Annotated in this window: 20 protein-coding genes and 1 pseudogene; 12 read left to right on the forward strand and 9 right to left on the reverse strand. The window is 62.5% G+C overall.

What is annotated here, in order from left to right:
* Window positions 1-38 precede the first annotated feature (38 nt).
* A complete protein-coding gene (locus tag ACZLZQ_RS00100) occupies window positions 39-701 on the reverse strand; it encodes a sensor histidine kinase (RefSeq protein WP_472947508.1) in 663 nt (220 codons plus the stop codon).
* Between the two features lie 192 nt (window positions 702-893).
* Between ACZLZQ_RS00100 and ACZLZQ_RS00105 the strand changes: the two genes are divergently transcribed.
* Genes ACZLZQ_RS00105 through ACZLZQ_RS00115 form a run of 3 tightly spaced genes read left to right on the forward strand, consistent with a single transcriptional unit; the run spans window position 894 to window position 3,718 of the window.
* Window positions 894-1,715: an alpha/beta fold hydrolase gene (locus tag ACZLZQ_RS00105; RefSeq protein ID WP_472947509.1), complete on the forward strand. Its 822-nt coding sequence runs from the start codon at window positions 894-896 to the stop codon at window positions 1,713-1,715.
* A 60-nt stretch (window positions 1,716-1,775) separates the two neighbouring features.
* Window positions 1,776-3,419 carry an FAD-dependent oxidoreductase gene (locus ACZLZQ_RS00110; protein WP_472947510.1) on the forward strand — a complete coding sequence of 548 codons (1,644 nt, stop codon included), beginning with the start codon at window positions 1,776-1,778 and terminating at the stop codon, window positions 3,417-3,419.
* On the forward strand, window positions 3,416-3,718 hold the full coding sequence (locus tag ACZLZQ_RS00115) for a UBP-type zinc finger domain-containing protein (protein WP_472939491.1): 303 nt from the start codon (window positions 3,416-3,418) through the stop codon (window positions 3,716-3,718). The genes ACZLZQ_RS00110 and ACZLZQ_RS00115 overlap by 4 nt, the downstream gene beginning before the upstream one ends.
* Before the next feature lie 242 nt (window positions 3,719-3,960).
* Here ACZLZQ_RS00115 and ACZLZQ_RS00120 read toward each other — a convergent pair whose 3' ends face one another.
* On the reverse strand, window positions 3,961-4,638 hold the full coding sequence (locus ACZLZQ_RS00120; protein ID WP_472948416.1) for a GntR family transcriptional regulator: 678 nt from the start codon (window positions 4,636-4,638) through the stop codon (window positions 3,961-3,963).
* Between the two features lie 157 nt (window positions 4,639-4,795).
* Between ACZLZQ_RS00120 and ACZLZQ_RS00125 the strand changes: the two genes are divergently transcribed.
* From ACZLZQ_RS00125 to ACZLZQ_RS00150, 6 genes are all read left to right on the forward strand, one after another.
* A complete protein-coding gene (locus tag ACZLZQ_RS00125; RefSeq protein ID WP_472947511.1) occupies window positions 4,796-5,782 on the forward strand; it encodes a TRAP transporter substrate-binding protein in 987 nt (328 codons plus the stop codon).
* 90 nt (window positions 5,783-5,872) lie between these two features.
* A complete protein-coding gene (locus tag ACZLZQ_RS00130) occupies window positions 5,873-6,436 on the forward strand; it encodes a TRAP transporter small permease (protein WP_472947512.1) in 564 nt (187 codons plus the stop codon).
* Window positions 6,437-6,439: 3 nt separating this feature from the next.
* Window positions 6,440-7,720 (forward strand): TRAP transporter large permease, encoded by a 1,281-nt coding sequence (locus tag ACZLZQ_RS00135; RefSeq protein ID WP_472947513.1) that lies wholly within the window; start codon window positions 6,440-6,442, stop codon window positions 7,718-7,720.
* Between the two features lie 10 nt (window positions 7,721-7,730).
* Window positions 7,731-8,567, forward strand: a complete 837-nt coding sequence (gene kduI, locus ACZLZQ_RS00140) for a 5-dehydro-4-deoxy-D-glucuronate isomerase (RefSeq protein ID WP_472947514.1) — start codon at window positions 7,731-7,733, stop codon at window positions 8,565-8,567.
* The gene (kduD, locus tag ACZLZQ_RS00145) at window positions 8,564-9,319 is read left to right on the forward strand and encodes a 2-dehydro-3-deoxy-D-gluconate 5-dehydrogenase KduD (RefSeq protein WP_472947515.1); all 756 of its coding nucleotides are present in this window, start codon (window positions 8,564-8,566) and stop codon (window positions 9,317-9,319) included. Before kduI ends, kduD begins: the two co-directional genes overlap by 4 nt.
* Before the next feature lie 8 nt (window positions 9,320-9,327).
* Window positions 9,328-9,669 carry a cupin domain-containing protein gene (locus tag ACZLZQ_RS00150; RefSeq protein WP_472947516.1) on the forward strand — a complete coding sequence of 114 codons (342 nt, stop codon included), beginning with the start codon at window positions 9,328-9,330 and terminating at the stop codon, window positions 9,667-9,669.
* 224 nt (window positions 9,670-9,893) lie between these two features.
* On the opposite strand, the gene ACZLZQ_RS00155 is transcribed toward ACZLZQ_RS00150, so the two are convergent.
* The 4 genes from ACZLZQ_RS00155 to ACZLZQ_RS00170 form a co-directional block, all read right to left on the reverse strand.
* Window positions 9,894-10,211: a hypothetical protein gene (locus ACZLZQ_RS00155; RefSeq protein ID WP_472947517.1), complete on the reverse strand. Its 318-nt coding sequence runs from the start codon at window positions 10,209-10,211 to the stop codon at window positions 9,894-9,896.
* Window positions 10,212-10,871: 660 nt separating this feature from the next.
* A complete protein-coding gene (locus ACZLZQ_RS00160) occupies window positions 10,872-11,213 on the reverse strand; it encodes a transposase (protein WP_472947518.1) in 342 nt (113 codons plus the stop codon).
* Between the two features lie 92 nt (window positions 11,214-11,305).
* Entirely contained in the window at window positions 11,306-12,181 is an 876-nt protein-coding gene (locus tag ACZLZQ_RS00165; protein WP_472947519.1) for an alpha/beta fold hydrolase, read from the reverse strand.
* Entirely contained in the window at window positions 12,178-12,822 is a 645-nt protein-coding gene (locus tag ACZLZQ_RS00170; RefSeq protein WP_472947520.1) for a pyridoxamine 5'-phosphate oxidase family protein, read from the reverse strand. Before ACZLZQ_RS00170 ends, ACZLZQ_RS00165 begins: the two co-directional genes overlap by 4 nt.
* A 118-nt stretch (window positions 12,823-12,940) precedes the next feature.
* Here ACZLZQ_RS00170 and ACZLZQ_RS00175 point away from each other — a divergent pair, with 118 nt between their 5' ends.
* On the forward strand, window positions 12,941-13,867 hold the full coding sequence (locus ACZLZQ_RS00175; RefSeq protein WP_472947521.1) for a LysR family transcriptional regulator: 927 nt from the start codon (window positions 12,941-12,943) through the stop codon (window positions 13,865-13,867).
* On the opposite strand, the pseudogene ACZLZQ_RS00180 reads toward ACZLZQ_RS00175, so the two are convergent.
* The 3 genes and pseudogenes from ACZLZQ_RS00180 to ACZLZQ_RS00190 form a co-directional block, all read right to left on the reverse strand.
* Window positions 13,832-14,083: pseudogene (locus ACZLZQ_RS00180) on the reverse strand (TetR family C-terminal domain-containing protein); the annotation flags it as partial. The gene ACZLZQ_RS00175 and the pseudogene ACZLZQ_RS00180 overlap by 36 nt on opposite strands.
* A gap of 81 nt (window positions 14,084-14,164) precedes the next feature.
* Entirely contained in the window at window positions 14,165-15,058 is an 894-nt protein-coding gene (locus ACZLZQ_RS00185) for a TnsB C-terminal domain-containing protein (protein WP_472947522.1), read from the reverse strand.
* Window positions 15,059-15,246: 188 nt separating this feature from the next.
* On the reverse strand, window positions 15,247-15,717 hold the full coding sequence (locus tag ACZLZQ_RS00190; RefSeq protein ID WP_472947523.1) for a hypothetical protein: 471 nt from the start codon (window positions 15,715-15,717) through the stop codon (window positions 15,247-15,249).
* A gap of 319 nt (window positions 15,718-16,036) precedes the next feature.
* On the opposite strand from ACZLZQ_RS00190, the gene ACZLZQ_RS00195 reads away from it, so the two are divergent.
* Both ACZLZQ_RS00195 and ACZLZQ_RS00200 read left to right on the forward strand, forming a co-directional pair.
* Window positions 16,037-16,960: a hypothetical protein gene (locus ACZLZQ_RS00195; protein ID WP_472947524.1), complete on the forward strand. Its 924-nt coding sequence runs from the start codon at window positions 16,037-16,039 to the stop codon at window positions 16,958-16,960.
* Entirely contained in the window at window positions 16,957-17,442 is a 486-nt protein-coding gene (locus tag ACZLZQ_RS00200; protein ID WP_472947525.1) for a hypothetical protein, read from the forward strand. The genes ACZLZQ_RS00195 and ACZLZQ_RS00200 overlap by 4 nt, the downstream gene beginning before the upstream one ends.
* The last annotated feature ends 27 nt before the right edge of the window (window positions 17,443-17,469 follow it).

Raw genomic sequence — 17,469 nt, forward strand, 5'->3', positions numbered from 1 at the left:
GCGCAACCCGCGTGTCGTGAAGTGGGAGATCCATGAGCTTATGGACAGGGAACATCGAGCACGAAGCGGGTGCCGGGTTGAAGATTTTCCCACCGAACGTAAGCGCCGAGGCGCACGGCGGTTGTCCTGATCAGCCTGCTTCCGAGACCGCTTCCCTTCGTCTCGCCATCGAGGCCTGCGCCCTTGTCTTCGACGACGAGCCTGTAGCCATCCCCAATCCGTCGAACCGACAGCGACACGAAGCTGGATACTCCAGCCGGATAGGCGTATTTGCAGGCGTTCAGAATGACTTCGGTGACGATGATGCCAAGCGAGCTTGCGTCCCCTGCCTCGACGTTGATCGATCTGTCGTCGCCGGCGGCGTCTACGACGATGACGTGCTGGCCTGCACAACCAAGAGCCAGTTGCCGGACGAGTTCACCAATATAGGCGCCGAGGTCGACCGCTCCTGGCATCGAGCGGTGGAGTTGACGGTGAACACCCGCCACCGCGGCGATGCGATGGAGCGTGCGTTCGAGCGCGGCACGGGCATGCGGATCCTTCGCCTGGCGCGCTTCCATGCCAATGAGGGCAGACAGAAGTTGCAAGCTGTTGGCGATCCTATGGTCGGCTTCTTCTGCGGCGGTGGGAACGGGGAGCGTACGGGAGCCGAGGACCGCCATCCCCTCAAGGACCATGCTGTTGCCGGACATCATGCTCATCGGGTCCACCGTTGTCGTTGAGTTGGTCGTGACGAACCTTCGCCGATGGGTCCCGTGCGCGGTATCATACGCAGGTTTGGGGCTATCAGCCGCCAGTCCCAAACCTCCGTATGATACCGCGCCACCCCCGACTGTCCGATGTTGAGGCCACCGGACGCATCACGGCGAAGCGTCCCTCATCCGGAGGCCGACATGGCTTACTTTACCACCACGGACGGTACGCAGATCTTCTACAAGGACTGGGGTCAGGGGCAGCCCATCCTCTTCAGCCATGGCTGGCCGCTTAGCGGCGACGCATGGGACTCGCAGATGCAGTTCCTTGGCTCGAAAGGCTACCGCGTCATCGCCCACGACCGCCGCAGCCATGGACGGTCCGACCAGACGTGGGACGGCAACCATATGGACCGTTACGCCGCCGACCTGTCGGAGCTCATCGAGTTTCTCGATCTCAAAAATGTCGTCCTCGTGGGCCATTCAACGGGAGGGGGCGAGATCGCGCATTACGTCGGCACCTACGGCTCAGCACGGGTCGCGAAGATGGCCCTGGTCAGCGCCGTGCCGCCGCTGATGGTGAAGACGGCGGCAAACCCCCAGGGCACGCCGATCGAAGTCTTCGACGGCATCCGCAAGGCCGTGCTCGACAACCGCTCGCAGTTCTATCTCGATCTCGCCACGGCCTTCTTCGGCTTCAACCGCGACGGCGCCGCCATGTCCGAGGGTACGCGCCAGGAGTTCTGGCGCGAGGGAATGCAGGGCGGCATCAAGGGCCACTACGACTGCATCCGGGAGTTCTCCGAGGTCGACTACACCAAGGATCTGAAGAAAATCGACGTTCCGGTCTTGGTGGTGCACGGAGACGACGACCAGATCGTGCCGATCGATGCGGCGGGACGGCGCTCAGCGGAGATCCTCCCCCATGCCGTCCTGAAGGTCTACGAAGGCGCGCCGCACGGCCTGCCCATCACGATGCACGATCGGCTGAACGCTGATCTCCTTGCCTTCATCGCGGGCTGAGCGCGACCTATGGCGGCGGAGCCATCCGCCGCCACCCTGAACCCAGGAAAGGCCAACACCGTGAGCAACACAGCCAATCGCGACCACCAGATGTTTCCGGTGCTTAATGCATCGCAGATCGCGGCTGCGCGTCGCTTCGCCAGCGGTCCGGAAACACAGTTCGAGCCGGACGCCACCATCTACGAGATCGCGGCGGAGAACGCACCAACCTGGCTCGTCCTTCAGGGCACGATCGAGATCGTACGGCGCGACGGGCTCAGCCGCGAGGCCTCCGTGACGCGCCAGGGCATCGGCCAGTTCACGGGCGAGGTCGCGCAACTCGCCGGACGTCCCTCGCTCGTCGCCGCCCATGCCGGACGCGACGGCTGCACCGCCCTTCCCTTCGATCCCGCTCATCTGCGTGCGCTGATGGTAGGTTCGGCCGATCTCGGTGAGATCGTGATGCGCGCTCTGATCCTCAGGCGCGTCGCGCTGATAGCGGAAGGCGGTGCCGGCACGATCCTTATTGGGCGGCCCGGCAGCCGCCAGATCGTGCAACTCCAGGGCTTCCTGACACGGAGCGGCTTTCCCAACCTCGTGCTCGACGCAGAGGTCGACGAGGAGGGCCGCGCGCTGATCGAACGGACAGGTATCCTGCCGGACGATCTGCCCCTCGTGGTCTGTCCAAGCGGGACCATCCTGAAGAGGCCCTCGGAACGCGACGTCGCCGCCTGCCTCGGCATGATGCCGGCGATCGATCCCGAGACGATCTACGATGTCGCCGTCGTCGGCGCCGGGCCGGCCGGGCTCGCCACCGCCGTCTACGCGGCCTCGGAAGGGTTGCGCGTCATCGTCCTCGATGCTCGCTCGACGGGGGGACAGGCGGGCGCCTCCGCCCGGATCGAGAACTATCTCGGTTTCCCCACAGGCATCTCCGGCCAGGCCTTGGCCGGCCGCGCCTTCAACCAGGCCCTCAAGTTCGGCGCCGAGATCGCCGTCCCGGTGGAGGTCGAGCGGCTCGACTGCACCGATGAAAAGCTGTCGCTGGAACTGGCTGGAAACCAGCGCCTACGGACGCGCTCGGTCGTCATCGCGTCCGGCGCCCGTTACCGAAAGCCCGACATCCCGAACCTCGCGACTTTCGAAGGGGCGGGCATTTCCTACTGGGCCTCGCCCATTGAGGCGCGCCTTTGCGTGGGCGAGGAGGTCGCGCTTGTCGGCGGCGGCAACTCGGCGGGACAGGCGGTCGTGTTTCTCGCGCCCCAGGTGAAACGCTTGCACCTCGTCGTTCGGCGAGACCTTTCTCAAACCATGTCGCGCTACCTCATCGAACGCATCGAGGCGCTGCCCAATGTCGAGATCCATGTCGGGCTGGAGATCGCAAACCTTGAAGGCGACGCAGGGTCCGGTCTCGAAGCGGTGACGTTCCGGGACAAGTCGGGAGCAACCTCGCTTCGGCTGGCTCTGCGTCATCTCTTCCTCTTCATCGGCGCCGACCCGAACGCTGACTGGGCCCGGGGCTGCGTCGAGACCGATGCCAAGGGCTTCATCGTCACGGGCCAAGGCGCCCAACCGCTCGCAACGAGCGTGCCAGGGGTCTTCGCGATCGGCGACGTGCGCGCGGGCTCGACGAAGCGCGTGGCGGCGGCCGTCGGCGAAGGCGCCGCCGTCGTCGCGCAAATCCACGCAATGATCGCCGAGCGTTCGGCCAAGGAGGATGCATGACCGCCTGTTCTCACCTGAACACGATACGTTACGTGACCCCGAGCGCACGCGGCTGCGAGGAGTGCCTGAAGATCGGCAGTCCTTGGGTGCACCTCAGGCTCTGCCGAAGCTGCGGGCATGTCGGCTGTTGCGACGACTCCCCGCATCGTCACGCAAGGGCCCATTTCGAAGCTACCGGCCATCCCGTCATTGAGGGCTACGATCCCCCAGAGGGCTGGGGCTGGTGCTACATCGACGAGACCGTCGTCGACCTGCCCGACCAGACGCAGCAGATCGGACCGATCCCGCGTTACGTCTGAGGAAGCGCAGAGCAATAAACGTCGGCTTCCTCGCGTAGGTGCTCCTAAGCAGACAGACTGGAAACCACCCGCATTGGAGAGAATTGCCGACTCGAATCCGGGCCATAATTGGCTATCAGCTTCCGGTGCGTCGTCGGGGATAGCGGGATAGCTGCCATTCCGCTCGAGCGAGTAGGGACAACTGCTGTCGGATCCTATCATCGGACACCGGCGTGCGCATGATAGTGCCCATTAGTTCGGATCTACTCGAAGAGGTCGGGATAGGCGGCCTCGGTCTTCGGCAGGGCTCGCAGAATTTCGGTGAGGTGATAGCGCATGGCGGCATCAGCGGCATCTGCATCTCCCACGTCGATCGCCGCCATGATCGCCCGGTGCTGAGTGACCAGCGGCAACATTGCATCAGCGCCCGGCAAGGTCAGTTGGCAAACGCGGTCCATGTGCGCCTTGATATCCCGGATCGCCTCCCAGGCCAGACCGCAATCGGTGCCCTCTGTCAGTTCTACGTGGAACATCTCGTCATAGCGTTGAAAGCTCGCATGATCGCCGCGCTCGGCGACGGTCTCCTGCATAGATAGAAGGTCGGTGATCCGTTCCCGGCTCTGCGGTGCGAACGACATGCAAGCTTGGCGAACAACCGCCACTTCCACCGCCTCGCGAACGAAGCGTGCTTCCATCATCTTGCGGACGGAGAACTTCACGACGACGGTGCCGCGCTGTGGTTGAATTTCAACGAGGCGTGTCTTGGACAATGCAATCAGCGCTTCGCGCACTGGCTGGCGGGAAACGCCATACCGGACAGCGATCTCCTGTTCCGACAAACGCGTGCCCGGCGGAAGCTCCAAAGCGACGATCGCCTCCCGCAATGCCGTCTCGACCCGCTGGGCACTGGAAGCCGCAGATGGATTTGGTGGCCTAGCCAAAAGAAAACTCAAATCAGCACCCCTTGAACCATCTTGTCTGCCATACGAAAACATACTACCATACAATCTCTTCGGATCGCCAATGCCGAAGCAAAAATCTTATGCCCGCCATGGACAGCCTAGAAGGGCGGCGACGGGTCATTCCTGGGAGGAAAACATGACTATACGCGGCTTTGCTATGGCCTCCGTCGCCACCCTCGCGTTTTGGGGATTTGCCACCGGCGCCGTCCTTGCCCAATCCGTCACCCTCCGTTCGGCTGACATCCACCCGGATGGCTATCCGACCGTCGAGGCCGTGAAGTATTTCGGCGAGTTGGTGGACAAGGGCACCGAGGGCCGCGTCAAAGTGCAGGTGTTCCACTCCGCGCAGCTTGGCCAGGAGAAGGAGACCATCGAGCAGGCCAGATTCGGCGTGATTGACTTCAACCGCGTCAACATGGGCCCGTTCAACAACATCATCTCCGAGACGCTGGTGCCGGCTCTTCCCTTCATCTTCCGTGACCCCGCCCACATGCGTAAGGTGATGGACGGCCCGATCGGCGACGAGATCCTGAAGGCCTTCGAGCCGCTCGGCCTCGTCGGCCTCGCCTTCTACGACTCCGGCGCCCGCTCCTTCTACAATTCCAAGCACCCGATCAACACCGTCGCCGACATGAAAGGCATGAAGGTCCGGGTGATCCAGTCCGACCTCTTCCTCGACCTCGTCAACGCGCTCGGTGCCAATGCGACGCCGATGCCGCCCGGCGAGGTGTACTCCGCGCTGCAGACCGGCATCGTCGACGGTGCCGAGAACAACTGGCCGAGCTATGAGAGCTTTCGCCATTTCGAGGTGGCGAAATACTATTCAATCACCCAGCACTCGCTGTCGCCCGAGGTTTTCGTGATGTCGAAGATCAGCTTCGACAAGTTGGCGCCGGCCGACCAGGAGATCGTACGGAAGGCCGCCAAGCAGTCGGTGATTAAGATGCGCGAGCTGTGGGAAGCCCGCGAGAAGGTGGCAGAGGAGAAGGTCCGTGCCGCGGGCATTCAGTCCAACACGGTCGACAAGGCGCCCTTCATCGAGGCGATGCAGCCGGTGTACGCGAAATATCTCGCCGACCCCAAGCTGAAGGATCTCGCCGATCGGATCAAGGCGACCGAATAGGCCTGCTGCGCCGCGCCCTTGCGGCCCGGCCCTCAGATACCGTCGGCGGGCATCGACCCCGCCGGTTCCTCCCCTTTTGAAGGTATAGCCATGCGCGCTTTCGTTCTCGCGCTGCCCTCCGTCCTGTCGCGGCTGAGTACGGCAGCGCTCTGGATTTCCGGCCTTGGCCTGATTGTCATGACGGCGATCGTCGGATGGCAGATTTTCGGCCGCTATGTCCTCAATAATTCGCCAAGTTGGACCGAGCCGGCAGCGCTGCTCCTGATGAGTTGGTTCATCCTTCTCGGCTCGGCCATCGGCGTGCGCGAGGGTAATCACATCGGCTTTGAGACTGGACTTCACTATGCGCCGCGGCCGCTGCGTTTCGTCATGCTGTTCGTCACCGAAATGCTTGTGATTGGCTTTGGCGTCGGCATGGCCTGGTATGGCGCCATGCTGGCGATAGAGACCTGGCCGGCGAACATGGCGGGCCTGCCGGTACCACAGGGTATGGACTACCTGCCGCTCGCCGTCGGCGGCGTGCTCATCACCCTCTTTGCGCTGGAAAAGCTGGTGCGTTTGCTAGTCCTCGGTGAGGCGGTTCCGCTGGTGGCGCCTGATACCGACCCCGATACGGTCCCGCTCGACCGTTCCCTTCTCGCTAGACCGGAATAGGCCATGGAACTTACCATTCTGTTCGGCAGCTTTGCGTTGCTGCTGGTGATCGGCACGCCGGTCGCCTTCTGTCTCGGCTTCGCATCGCTCGCCACTGTCCTCTACATGGGCCTGCCGCCCATCGTGGTGTTCCAGCAACTGAATTCCGGCATGAACGCCTTCGCCATGATGGCGATTCCCTTCTTCATCTTCGCCGGCGACCTGATGATCCGGGGCGGCATCGCCGCCCGTCTGATCAACTTTGCCGCCAGCCTCGTCGGTCATCTCAGAGGTGGTCTCGGTCAGGTAAACATCGTGGCCTCGACCTTCTTCGGCGGCGTCTCGGGCTCGGCCATCGCAGATGCGTCGGCGGTCGGCGGCATCATGATCCCGCAAATGGAGAAACGCGGCTACGCCAAGGACTATGCCGTGAACGTCACGGTGAACGCGGCGATCATCGCACTCCTCGTGCCGCCCTCGCACAACATGATCATCTATGCGATCGCGGCAGGTGGCATCGTCTCGGTCGCTGACCTCTTTACAGCCGGCATCGTGCCCGGAATGATGCTCGCCGGCGCGCTGATGATCACCGCCTATATCGTCGCCGTGCGGCGCGGCTATCCGTCCGAACCCTTTCCCGGCGTGCGGATGGTGATCACCTACTTCATCGCCGCCTTTCCCGGGATTCTCCTGATCGGCCTGATCTTCGGCGGCGTGCGCTCGGGCGTGTTCACCGCGGCGGAAAGCTCGGTCGTGGCTGTGTTCTATGCCCTCTTCGTTACGGCCTTCGTCTATCGCGAGCTGAAGTTCGCCGACTTCATAGAGGCAACGTTGGCGGCCGTGCGCACCACCGCCATGGTGCTCCTGGTGATCGGCACGGCAAGTTCCTTCGGTTGGCTGATGGCCTTCCTGCAGGTGCCACAGCAGGCGATTTCCTTCATGCAGTCGATCTCCGACAACCCGATCGTCGTCCTCCTGCTGATCAACGTCGCGCTGCTGGTGCTCGGCACCTTCATGGACATGGCGCCGATGATCATCATCTGCACGCCGATTTTCCTGCCGGTGGTGAAGGCCTTCGGCATCGACCCCGTGCATTTCGGCATCATTATGATCCTGAATGCCGGCATTGGCCTCAACACCCCGCCCGTCGGCTCCGTGCTGTTCGTCGGCTGCGCGGTGGGCAAGATCAGCATCGGCGAGGCGATGAAGACGATCTGGCCTTTCCTTGGCGCCAGCGTCGCGGTGCTGATGCTGATCACCTACATCCCCGGCCTGTCGATGTGGCTGCCGCGTCTCTTCCACTGAAGGAATTCACATGATCTCCGATATCCGCCAGGTGTCCCATCCCGAAGCCGTGCGCCGCTTCGACACCGAAGAGCTGCGCCGCCATTTCCTGATCGAGAACGTCTTTCGTGCAGGAGAAGTGACGCTCACCTACAGCCATATCGATCGTCTGGTAGTCGGCGGCGCAACGCCGACTGCGGCGGCGATCCACCTTCCCGCCTCGAAGGCCATCGGCACAGCCAGTTTTCTACAGCGCCGTGAACTCGGGGTCGTGAACATCGGAGGCCCCGGCCGCGTGCTCGTCGGCGGCGAGACGCATGACCTCGGCTCACGGGATGCGCTCTATGTCGGCATGGGCGCCGGCGAGGTGTCGTTCGAGAGCGTCGACGCGGGCATGCCGGCGAAGTTTTATCTCGTCTCCACTCCGGCGCATGCGAGCCACCCGACGGTGAAGATCAACAATGCGACGGCCCGCAAGGTACGGCTCGGGGAAGACATCAACGCCAACCGCCGGACCATCAACCAGTACATCCATCCCGAAGTGTGCCGCTCGTGCCAGTTGCTCTTGGGCCTCACCGAGTTCGAGCCGGGCAGCATCTGGAACACCATGCCAGCCCATCTCCACGATCGACGCTCAGAGGTATATCTCTATTTCGACCTGCCGGAAGAACACCGCGTGATCCACCTGATGGGGGAGCCGCAGGAGACGCGGCACCTCGTCGTGGCCAATGAGGAGGCGGTACTCTCCCCCGGCTGGTCGGTTCATTCCGGTGTCGGCACCAGCCGCTACGCCTTCATCTGGGCGATGGGTGGCGACAACCAGGATTTTACCGACATGGACATGATCGCGATCAAGGACCTCAGGTGACAGACCTCTTCGATCTCTCCGGCAAGACGGCGATCGTCACCGGCGCGAACACCGGCCTCGGCCAGGCGATCGCGGTGGCACTAGCGGCGGCCGGCGCCGGCATCGTCGCCGTTGGCCGCTCAAGCATGGACGAGACCGAGGCGGCCGTTGCAGAGCATGGCCGGCCGTTCCTTGCAGTGTCGGCAGACCTTGGCTCGCTGGAGCCGATCGATCGTATCGTCGCCGAGGCCAGGGCGCTTGGCCGGGTCGACATCCTGATCAACAATGCCGGCATCATCCGCCGCGCCGACGCGATCGACTTCACCGAGGCGGACTGGGATGCGGTGATGGACGTTAATTTGAAGACGCTGTTCTTCCTGACGCAAAGTGTGGCGCGGGGGATGCTCGCCGACAACGGCGGAGGCAAGGTAATCAACATCGCTTCGCTGCTCTCATTCCAGGGCGGGATCCGCATCCCCTCCTATACCGCGTCGAAAAGCGGCCTTGCGGGGCTGACGCGGCTGCTTGCCTGCGAGTGGGCAGCCAAAGGCATCAACGTCAATGCGATCGCGCCTGGATATTTCGCCACCAACAACACGACAGCGCTGCGGGACGATCCGGAGCGCAGAGCTGCCATCCTCGCCCGTATCCCCGCCGGTCACTGGGGTGCGCCGGAGGAGATCGGTGGTGCAGCTGTGTTCCTTGCCTCTCGCGCCGCAGATTATGTGCATGGCGTGACTCTGCCAGTCGATGGCGGCTGGCTCGCTCGATAGGAGACGTAATGACCCGGAAAGACGATGCTTTTGCCCTCGATGCCGACCTCGCATGGGAGCCGGCTGGTGACGGCGTCGTGCGCAAGGTGCTGACCTATGAAGGCGCGGTCATGATGGTGCGCGTTCGTTTCGAGGCTGGGGCAATCGGCCCGGCGCACAGCCATCTGCACATCCAGTGCTCGCTGGTCGAGAGCGGCGTGTTCGACGTCACCATCGACGGGGTAACAAGACAGCTCGTCGCCGGTGACAGCTTTTTAGTCGCACCGGATCTCGTCCACGGCGTGACAGCAGTTGAGGCCGGTATCTTGCTCGACGTATTCACCCCGATGCGTCAAGATTTCGTCAATTAAGAATGGCGAATCGCCCATCATAGTTCTGCCGATTGCCTGAGTGTAATGGAAGCGATCCGCGACGACGGCCCGGAAGCGGACGGACCGCTTCCCACCCGGTCAAGCCAATCGGCGCCGGGGAAGCGGACGCCCGGAACCGGGCCTCCACTATTGTCTCTTATACGACGTTGAGCAGTTCGCTGAGCAACGCCTGAAACGGACATCACTTCACACCCGAGACGATATCAATCATCGGCCGCTGTCCTGTTGACTTCCAACTCTTCCTCCAAGCGACTTGTCAGGACGCCTAGGGCAACTGTGGCGGATAAGTTCGGGTCGCGTTCCTGGTAGACCCGTGGCGCAACGTGATCGAGCTCCTCCAGTCCAAAGTCTGAGCGGAACGTCCGGCCCCCGGCACGTTCGACCGGGCCGACGAAGACGTTCAGTCGCTTTCGCCCTAAAGCGAGATACGCAACGAGCTTGCCGTCCGGCAAGATTTGCACACCAGAGAACGCGTATGCAGCGAACAACGTCGCGATGGGAAGACGGTCTGTTTGGAGCATGTCGAGCCTCAATGATGCGGTCGCTGGTGCTGCCCGACTGCGCAGAGCCTCGAGAACGAATTCAAGACCTCGAGGCTTTCGCAATCCAACGGAAATGTTTCCGGTTCAAGGGGGATCCCCCATCTTCAAACGCGCTTCAGCAAAAGCGGGCAGAGGTTCGAGAACATCATCCTCGCCTTCTTATCGGGACACCAATTCTGCTTGTACACGCCCGCAACGATCGTCTAGTGACGTTCGGATAAAGCTTTCGAACGAGCGGCGGTCGGTGCACTCGAGACGGATGCCATTATACCCGGCTAAGTCCCGCCACGTTCGTAGGAGGTAGGCCGACCATTGCCGTACCCTGGATCGGGCTTGAACGGCGCGTTTCCGCACCCGCCCTCGAGACGTAGCCCGCCGGGTTGTATTGCTGGTTGAATTGAGGACGGTTGTGGTCCTCCCGTGCGGGACGCGGATGCCAAGCATCGCCAATCCCAGCGGCGGATTTTCGTCGCGGTGTTCGCATCGCGATCAACGACATGGCCGCACAAGTCTGAAACACATCGGAAGGTGCGCTCCGACAGTTTGAGCTTTTCGTCTCCCACGCGGCGTTCGCGCATGCCAAGCACGCCCGGGTGGAGGCTTCGAACTCCCGATGAACAAGATGCCCGCCGCTTGTCGTCACCCTGTAGGCAAGCTGGCGCAGGAACTCGCAAAGGCAGCATCGGCAACCAACAGGGCCAGGCTAAGGTTGGCCGCCATGCCGCAGAAGCTCAGGTCGTCGACGCAGACAACCGCGTACCTGTCGGCGATGCAGCCCGAAAGCTTGTGGTAAAAGTCGGCTCGCTGGTTCGCGACGTTGCTGTGCAAGGACCGGACTCTGTCCGCCTGCTTGCGGCGGCGCACCGAGCCCCTCTTGCGTGTGCTGAGAACTCGTTGCGCCCGCCGCAGCTTACCCAAGGCCTTGCGCTGGCGTCTCGGAGCCTCGACGTGCGTTGCTGTCGTCCCGGCGAACGTCGTCATGAGGCTGGAGACCGAGGTGGATCCCGACCCAGTTCTCAGCTGAAAGGGAAATCAAAATCGTATGACGAATAGCCGATCTTATTCCTTCGGCGTCAGTCTGAAGCTTCGATCATCTGATGCCCGAGGAAGGCGCTCGCCAGATGGGCGATCTCGTTCGCGTGGGTTTCCAGGGCGAAGTGGCCCGCGTCAATGAGATGGATCTCAGCCTTTGGCAGATCGCGCCGATAGGCCTCGGCACCAGCAGGCAGGAAGGCGGGATCGTGGCGCCCCCAGACCGCAAGCAGGGGCGGCTGACGTTCGCGGAAGTAGCGCTGAAAGGCCGGGTAGAGCGCGACGTTCGACTTGTAGTCGCCGATCAGATCGAGCTGGATGTCGTCGGCGCCCGGCCGTGCCATGTAGGCAATATCCAGCTCGTAGCCGTCCGGAGACAGACGTTCTGGGTCGGAACCCGTGCCGTACTGCCAGTTGCGGATTGTGTCGGGCGCAAGCGACGGCCGGCAGGCTTCGCGGTTGGCCTCGCTTGGCTCGCGCCAGTAGGCTTCCCATGGCCCCCACGCATCGCTGAAGCCATCGAGATAGGCGTTTCCGTTCTGCGACACGATCGCCGACACACGTTCGGGATGGCGTATTGCGAGGCGCAGTCCGACGGGAGCACCATAGTCGAAGATGTAGAGGGCGTAGCGGTCGAGCGACACCGCCTCAGTGAATCCTTCGACGATGTCGGCAAGACGATCGAACGTATAGTCGAATGCTCCGCGCGGCGGCGCCTTCGTCTGGCCGAAGCCAGGCAGATCTGGAGCGACGAGGTGGAAGCGGTCGGCAAGGAGCGGGATCAGGTCGCGGAACATATGGCTTGACGAGGGAAAGCCGTGCAGGAGCAGGAGTGTCGGCTTCGAACGGCTTCCCGCTTCGCGATAGAAGACCTCGACGCCGTCGACTTCGACGCTCCGGTAGCGAACGTCTCTCATGCTTGCTCTCCCTGGATGTTGGCTGCGGAAACCGATGCGGCTCGCAAGGTGTCATTCTCAGCCTCGAGCGTGGCGAGGCGATCTCGCAGAGGCTGCACCGCCTCATCGATCTCGGCTTGCGTGTAGCGCGGCACGATGTGCTGCGGGCAGTTCCAGTCGAAGGCCTCCAACTGCAGCCGGACTATGCGTTCGATCCTGGCCCGGTAGCCCGGAACCGTGACGTCACCAACGAGCTCCGGCGTGGTGTCCGGGGAGATGGTCTCGGCACGCGCATAGATCTTCAACCGGGCTCGGCGCCGATAGTCCATCAAGATCAGGCAGGCCCGGCCGTTACCGGCAAGATTGCCAGTGCTGAGATACTGGCGGTTGCCCGCATAGTTGGCGAAGGCAAGCGTCCGGTCGTCAACGGCCCTCAGGAAGCCGGCAGGGCCCCCGCGGTGTTGGACGTAAGGCCATCCCGTTTCGGAGACTGTGGAAATGTAAAAGCTATCGCGCTCCGCGATGAACGCTTCTTCGTTCTCGGTGAAGCGGTCACAAGCCCGGTCGCCCGCGAAGTCGCGCCAGATCTGCTCAGCGCCCATCGCGGCTTGTAAGGCCCTCACGCTGGGAGTCATGGCGATGTCGAGGAAGCCGTAGGACATGGGGTAAGATCCAGTCGTTACGAGCCAATAGGCTCTTCGCTTGAACAGATGCCCCTTTCTCTAAATGGATGTAATAGGGCAGAAACGTAAATCACCTTCCCGGAATTCGGAAAGACGAATGGATCGCTTCGAAGCCATGACTCTCCTGCGTGAGGCGGTGGACCGCGGCAGTCTGTCTGCGGCAAGCCGAGCTATGCGCGTTCCGGTACCGACGCTTAGCCGGAAGATCTCCGATCTCGAGACGCGGCTCGGAACGAAGCTCCTGGTTCGCACCACACGCAGCCTGACGCTCACCGACGCGGGCGTGGCTTATCTAGCTGCGGCCCGGCGCATTCTCGACGAGGTAGAGAACGCTGAGCGCGAAGCGGCCGGAGAGTTCTCAGAGCCGAAGGGGGACCTTGTGCTGACGGCCCCGCTCCAGTTCGGTCGCCTTCATGTCCTTCCGGTCGTCGCAGACTTCCTCGGACACTTCCCTCGCATCGACGTTCGGCTGCTGCTTGCTGATCGCAACATTCATCTCGTGGACGATCACGTGGACATGGCTGTGCGCATAGGCCAGCTGGCGGATAGCACCATGTTCGCGACAAGGATCGGCACCGTGCGCATCGTTGCAGCAGTGAGCCCGGCTCTTCTTACAGAATTCGGTGTCCCCGGAGTTCCAGACGACTTGCGCGCCCTGCCCGCCGTCGCGGTGGACGGCCCGATGCCCGAAGTGAACTGGCGCTTCTATCCGTTGGGCCACGCAGCGCCGATTGATGTCCCAATGAAGCCGCGTCTTTCTGTGACAACGACGGAAGCGGCGGTCGACGCTGCGATCCGGAGTATCGGCATCGTTCGGCTGCTGCATTATCAGGTGGCCGAGGCGGTTGAGACCGGGAGGCTGCGACTCGTCCTTGAAGACTTCGAGCCTGAACCGGCGCCTGTGCATCTGGTCCACGCAATGCGCGGGCAGATGCCGCTCAAGCTGCGCCGCTTCTTTGATTTCGCAGCCCCGGCCCTGCGCGAGCGGCTATCCAAGCTTTCGCGACAAAAGGACAAGGCGTGACAGGCGACAGGCCTCATCAGCCGCTTCAGCGTCGGCGGGACGACTGTTCGGCCAGAAGCCCGTTGCCATCGCGCAGAACGCTTCGATCGCCTTAGGCAGGACGGCACTCGGCGTCTCGCTGGCGCCCACCCAGAGAGCTGCGTTGAGGGCCGCACCGCTGAGAAGGCGGGCTGCGGCCTCGACGTCGACGGGTTTCATGATACCGTCGGCGATGAGGCCGCACGGTGCATGGGATCGCCCATGCGCATTGTCGGCGTTAAGCCGGCCGAAAAGTCTTCCTACAGGTAGTGGCAGACGTCACGTCCAAACCGCGTGCAAACGAAGCCATGTTCGGCTGGAGGTTTGGATCTCGATGCTCTCGGGCGCGCCTGGATCAGCCCGGACCTCGTATGTTGCGTCCTCGCCGCGGTGGTCGTACCACTTCGCGAATTCGTCGCACCAGTAGGTCCGGCCTTTCCATACAAGCCCATGAGGACCGATAGGCCGGAACAGCTCGCGCCGGAAGTAATCGCCGGGTGCTTCCGGAGGCACAAAGCGGGGTACGAAGCCAACTGCGTATTCCTCCCAAAGGTCCAAAGGCGAACGTTCGATCCCGGGGATGGGAGCCGCGTTGTAACGATCGATGACCCAACGTCTGAGATCTCGTTCGACGTCCGCGATCAAGACATGTTCGACGCCCTTGGGTTTGAAGCCCTTACTCCAGTAAGCCTCGGCGGATCGTCCATCTCCGATGCTATCCACCGCTACGCCCGACTCTTCCGACCATCGATTGGCGATGTCCGACACCAGTGGCCCAAGGAAGTCCACCTTCAACAGCTCGAAGCCGACCGACTGCCGGAACCGCCGGAAACTGGCGTCATTCGAGTGCGGTAGGGTAAGAACAAATACCCGGTCAGCCACACCTTCGCATGGCCACCAGCTCTCAGCGCCATACTCAGCCGCGTCGTGCGGCAGGAACGCGTCCGCCAAGCACTCCATCAGCTCCAGGGTACCGAACTGGTTGTAAGCGACGTGTACGCCTGCGACCATCAGGGTTCGTCGACAGATCGCGATGGCAGCGACAGGACGTCCGCGCCAATTTCCGTCAAGGTGGTTTTTCGCATGCAGTTCCATCGCGAACGCACCAACAACCAACTCGGACATGGGCACACAAAGACCGCTCCCTGTCTTGCCCGCAAACTCCTCGACCATGGCATGTTTTCCATTAAGCTCAGCGACCCGGCACCCGGTGGGGAGGGCATGCCCCGTACTGCGTTCGTCTTTGGTTTCCTAGAAGGCAGGAGAGAGTTCAACCGTTCAGCGTAGTGGACAAAGCGTTCCGGTTGCGCAGCCTTAGATGCGGTCGCCGCGACGTGGCTCTTGTCGGCCTCCACAAAAACTCAGACTGCTACGCGTTCGGCAGACTGCAAGTAGCGCCCGACCTCGACGCCGTAGCGCCCCACGAGTCCTTCGTCGCCCCACCGATAGGAGCCCCGCGGCATCCGGAAAGCCGCCAAGATCCCAAAGCCAAACGCGTCGGGCTTGGCGGGCGAGAGCCAGACTCTAATGCCATGCAGCAACCCGAGGTCCGCCTGGAAAGCCCAGAACTCGTCCTCGATCGTAAAGCCATCCTCGATCTCGACGTTGGAGAGGATCGGCCCATTGACGAGCGTCATGACGACGTTCGGGTTGGTTTCGGACCGGAAGGCGTCGATGAGAACCTTCCTGATCTGGGCGGTTTCGATGGACTCGTCGATGGCCCAATCGTCACGGAGAGAATGTTCGTCCACTCGCACGTCGAGCCGCTCCGCAGCCACTTCGGTACGCACCAGAGCTGTCAGCTCCTCCAGCGTGTTGATCCTGATCTGCATGCCGCTCTCCCGCTCTAAGAATGGCCCTGAATGGCCGACTGATCGGATGCTGATCCGGAAAGGACGCACCCGCAAGCCGGCTGCCACAGGAATCTACACGAACCGTCATGCGCCTCGCGGACCGCGGCGGAGGCGGAGTTGTCGACGCGTTAGCCACTCCGATTTCGGCCTTGCGGACTGACCGCATCCGGGGAACGCTTTGGTCAACGCACCCCACGTCGCTCGTCGTCACCATTGGTGACAGCCGACTTGGGGAAGGCTGACGGAAGGCCGATCGCGGCCATCCACACCGAAACGCATGACAAGGAAGGATTGGGCGTTGAAACAAGAGACCCCCGATGGAGCAGCCTACCCAACTGAGGAGAGCATCGTGCGGATGGTCATCGCCGGCGATATGAAGGCGGTGGCCGCGGCCCTGCAGCAAATGAAGCGGGACACCCGCGCCCGTCATGCGACGCTCAAGGCAGCCGAACATGCTGATCGTCCGAGGTACGCCGTCTCTGAGGACTGGGGTCACTACTTCGCCGACGGGGCACCTGAGGTCGACACACGCTGGGTCTTCGATCGGCACGAGTGGAACTTGGCGGTGATGCACGTGAAGACGCAGTCCAGCTTTCACTGGCTCATCGGGCTTCCGGAAGAGTTCGCCGACCTTGAGGACAGCCTCGTGGATGCTAACGCCGACGCACTCGATGTCAGGATGGACGAGTTCGGCGTTCGAGAGACGGACGTGCTTCCCGCGTGGGTAGATGAGGCCGCTGCGATCAAGTGCCCTCCGTTCGTGGACGGCACTGCCATGACGCCGACGGCACACGAGGTTCGTCACGCCGAACTGCCTGTCAGCCCAACCAGCCAGCAGGGCGAAGGAACGCAAACGCACGCGGATGGCAAGCTCGACGGCGATCGCCGAGCCCGCCCGGGCGATGACCGCCAGAAATTCCTGGGTTGCGCGGACTGGATGCACGCTTTCCACGGCTCACTGCGGGACACGCCTGTCAGGTGGGTGTTCGACCGACATGCGATGCGCATCGAGGTGCTTCACGTTCGTGATGTCGAGAATGGCATCTGGCTCGACGGAAACCAAGACGAGATCCTGGACCTCGAGCATGGGCTCCTCGGCCTCTACCCCGAGGTCTTCAGCAAGGGCGATCGGCCGGGCTTCACGAACGGAGACGCCTTTCCGGAATGGGTTCACGAGCCCGTCTTCGTCGACGCCGACCGTTATCTCGGAGACCGAACATGAAGGACTTTCTGGTGCCGACGGAAACGTTCAATTTGAGCGACTACGATCTGGGGTCAGACGGGCCGCGCTACATACACACCCCAACCTGGGAGCACTGGTTCGACGATCGAAAAGCCAAGTCGGAAATCCGTTGGGTCTACAACCGTCGAACGCGGCGGCTTGCCTTCATGCAAATCCTGGACGAGGGCAACCGTAACTGGGTGGCCGGCACTCCGGAGGAAGCGTCGGAGGTCGAGCTGGATCTCATCGAAAGCGACGGGCGGTTCCTCCAAGAGCTCGAGGAATGGAGACTGCTCGAGTCCAACGTCCTGCCGTCCTGGACGAAGAATGCGTCGATGCAGGACGAGCATCCGCCGGTCCGGAAGGATGATCTCCAGCTCGCAAAGGCGAAGGCCGACGATCGTCCGATCGAAAAGGCGAAGTCCAACGTCTACTGGCTCAGCGACTATCGTCGCCCTTCGGGCTCGTTGGAGGGCGGCTGATCGGCTCGTGCGCCGAGGATCGTCAAA

It is taken from the genome of Mesocryomonas lacus (assembly GCF_055730105.2).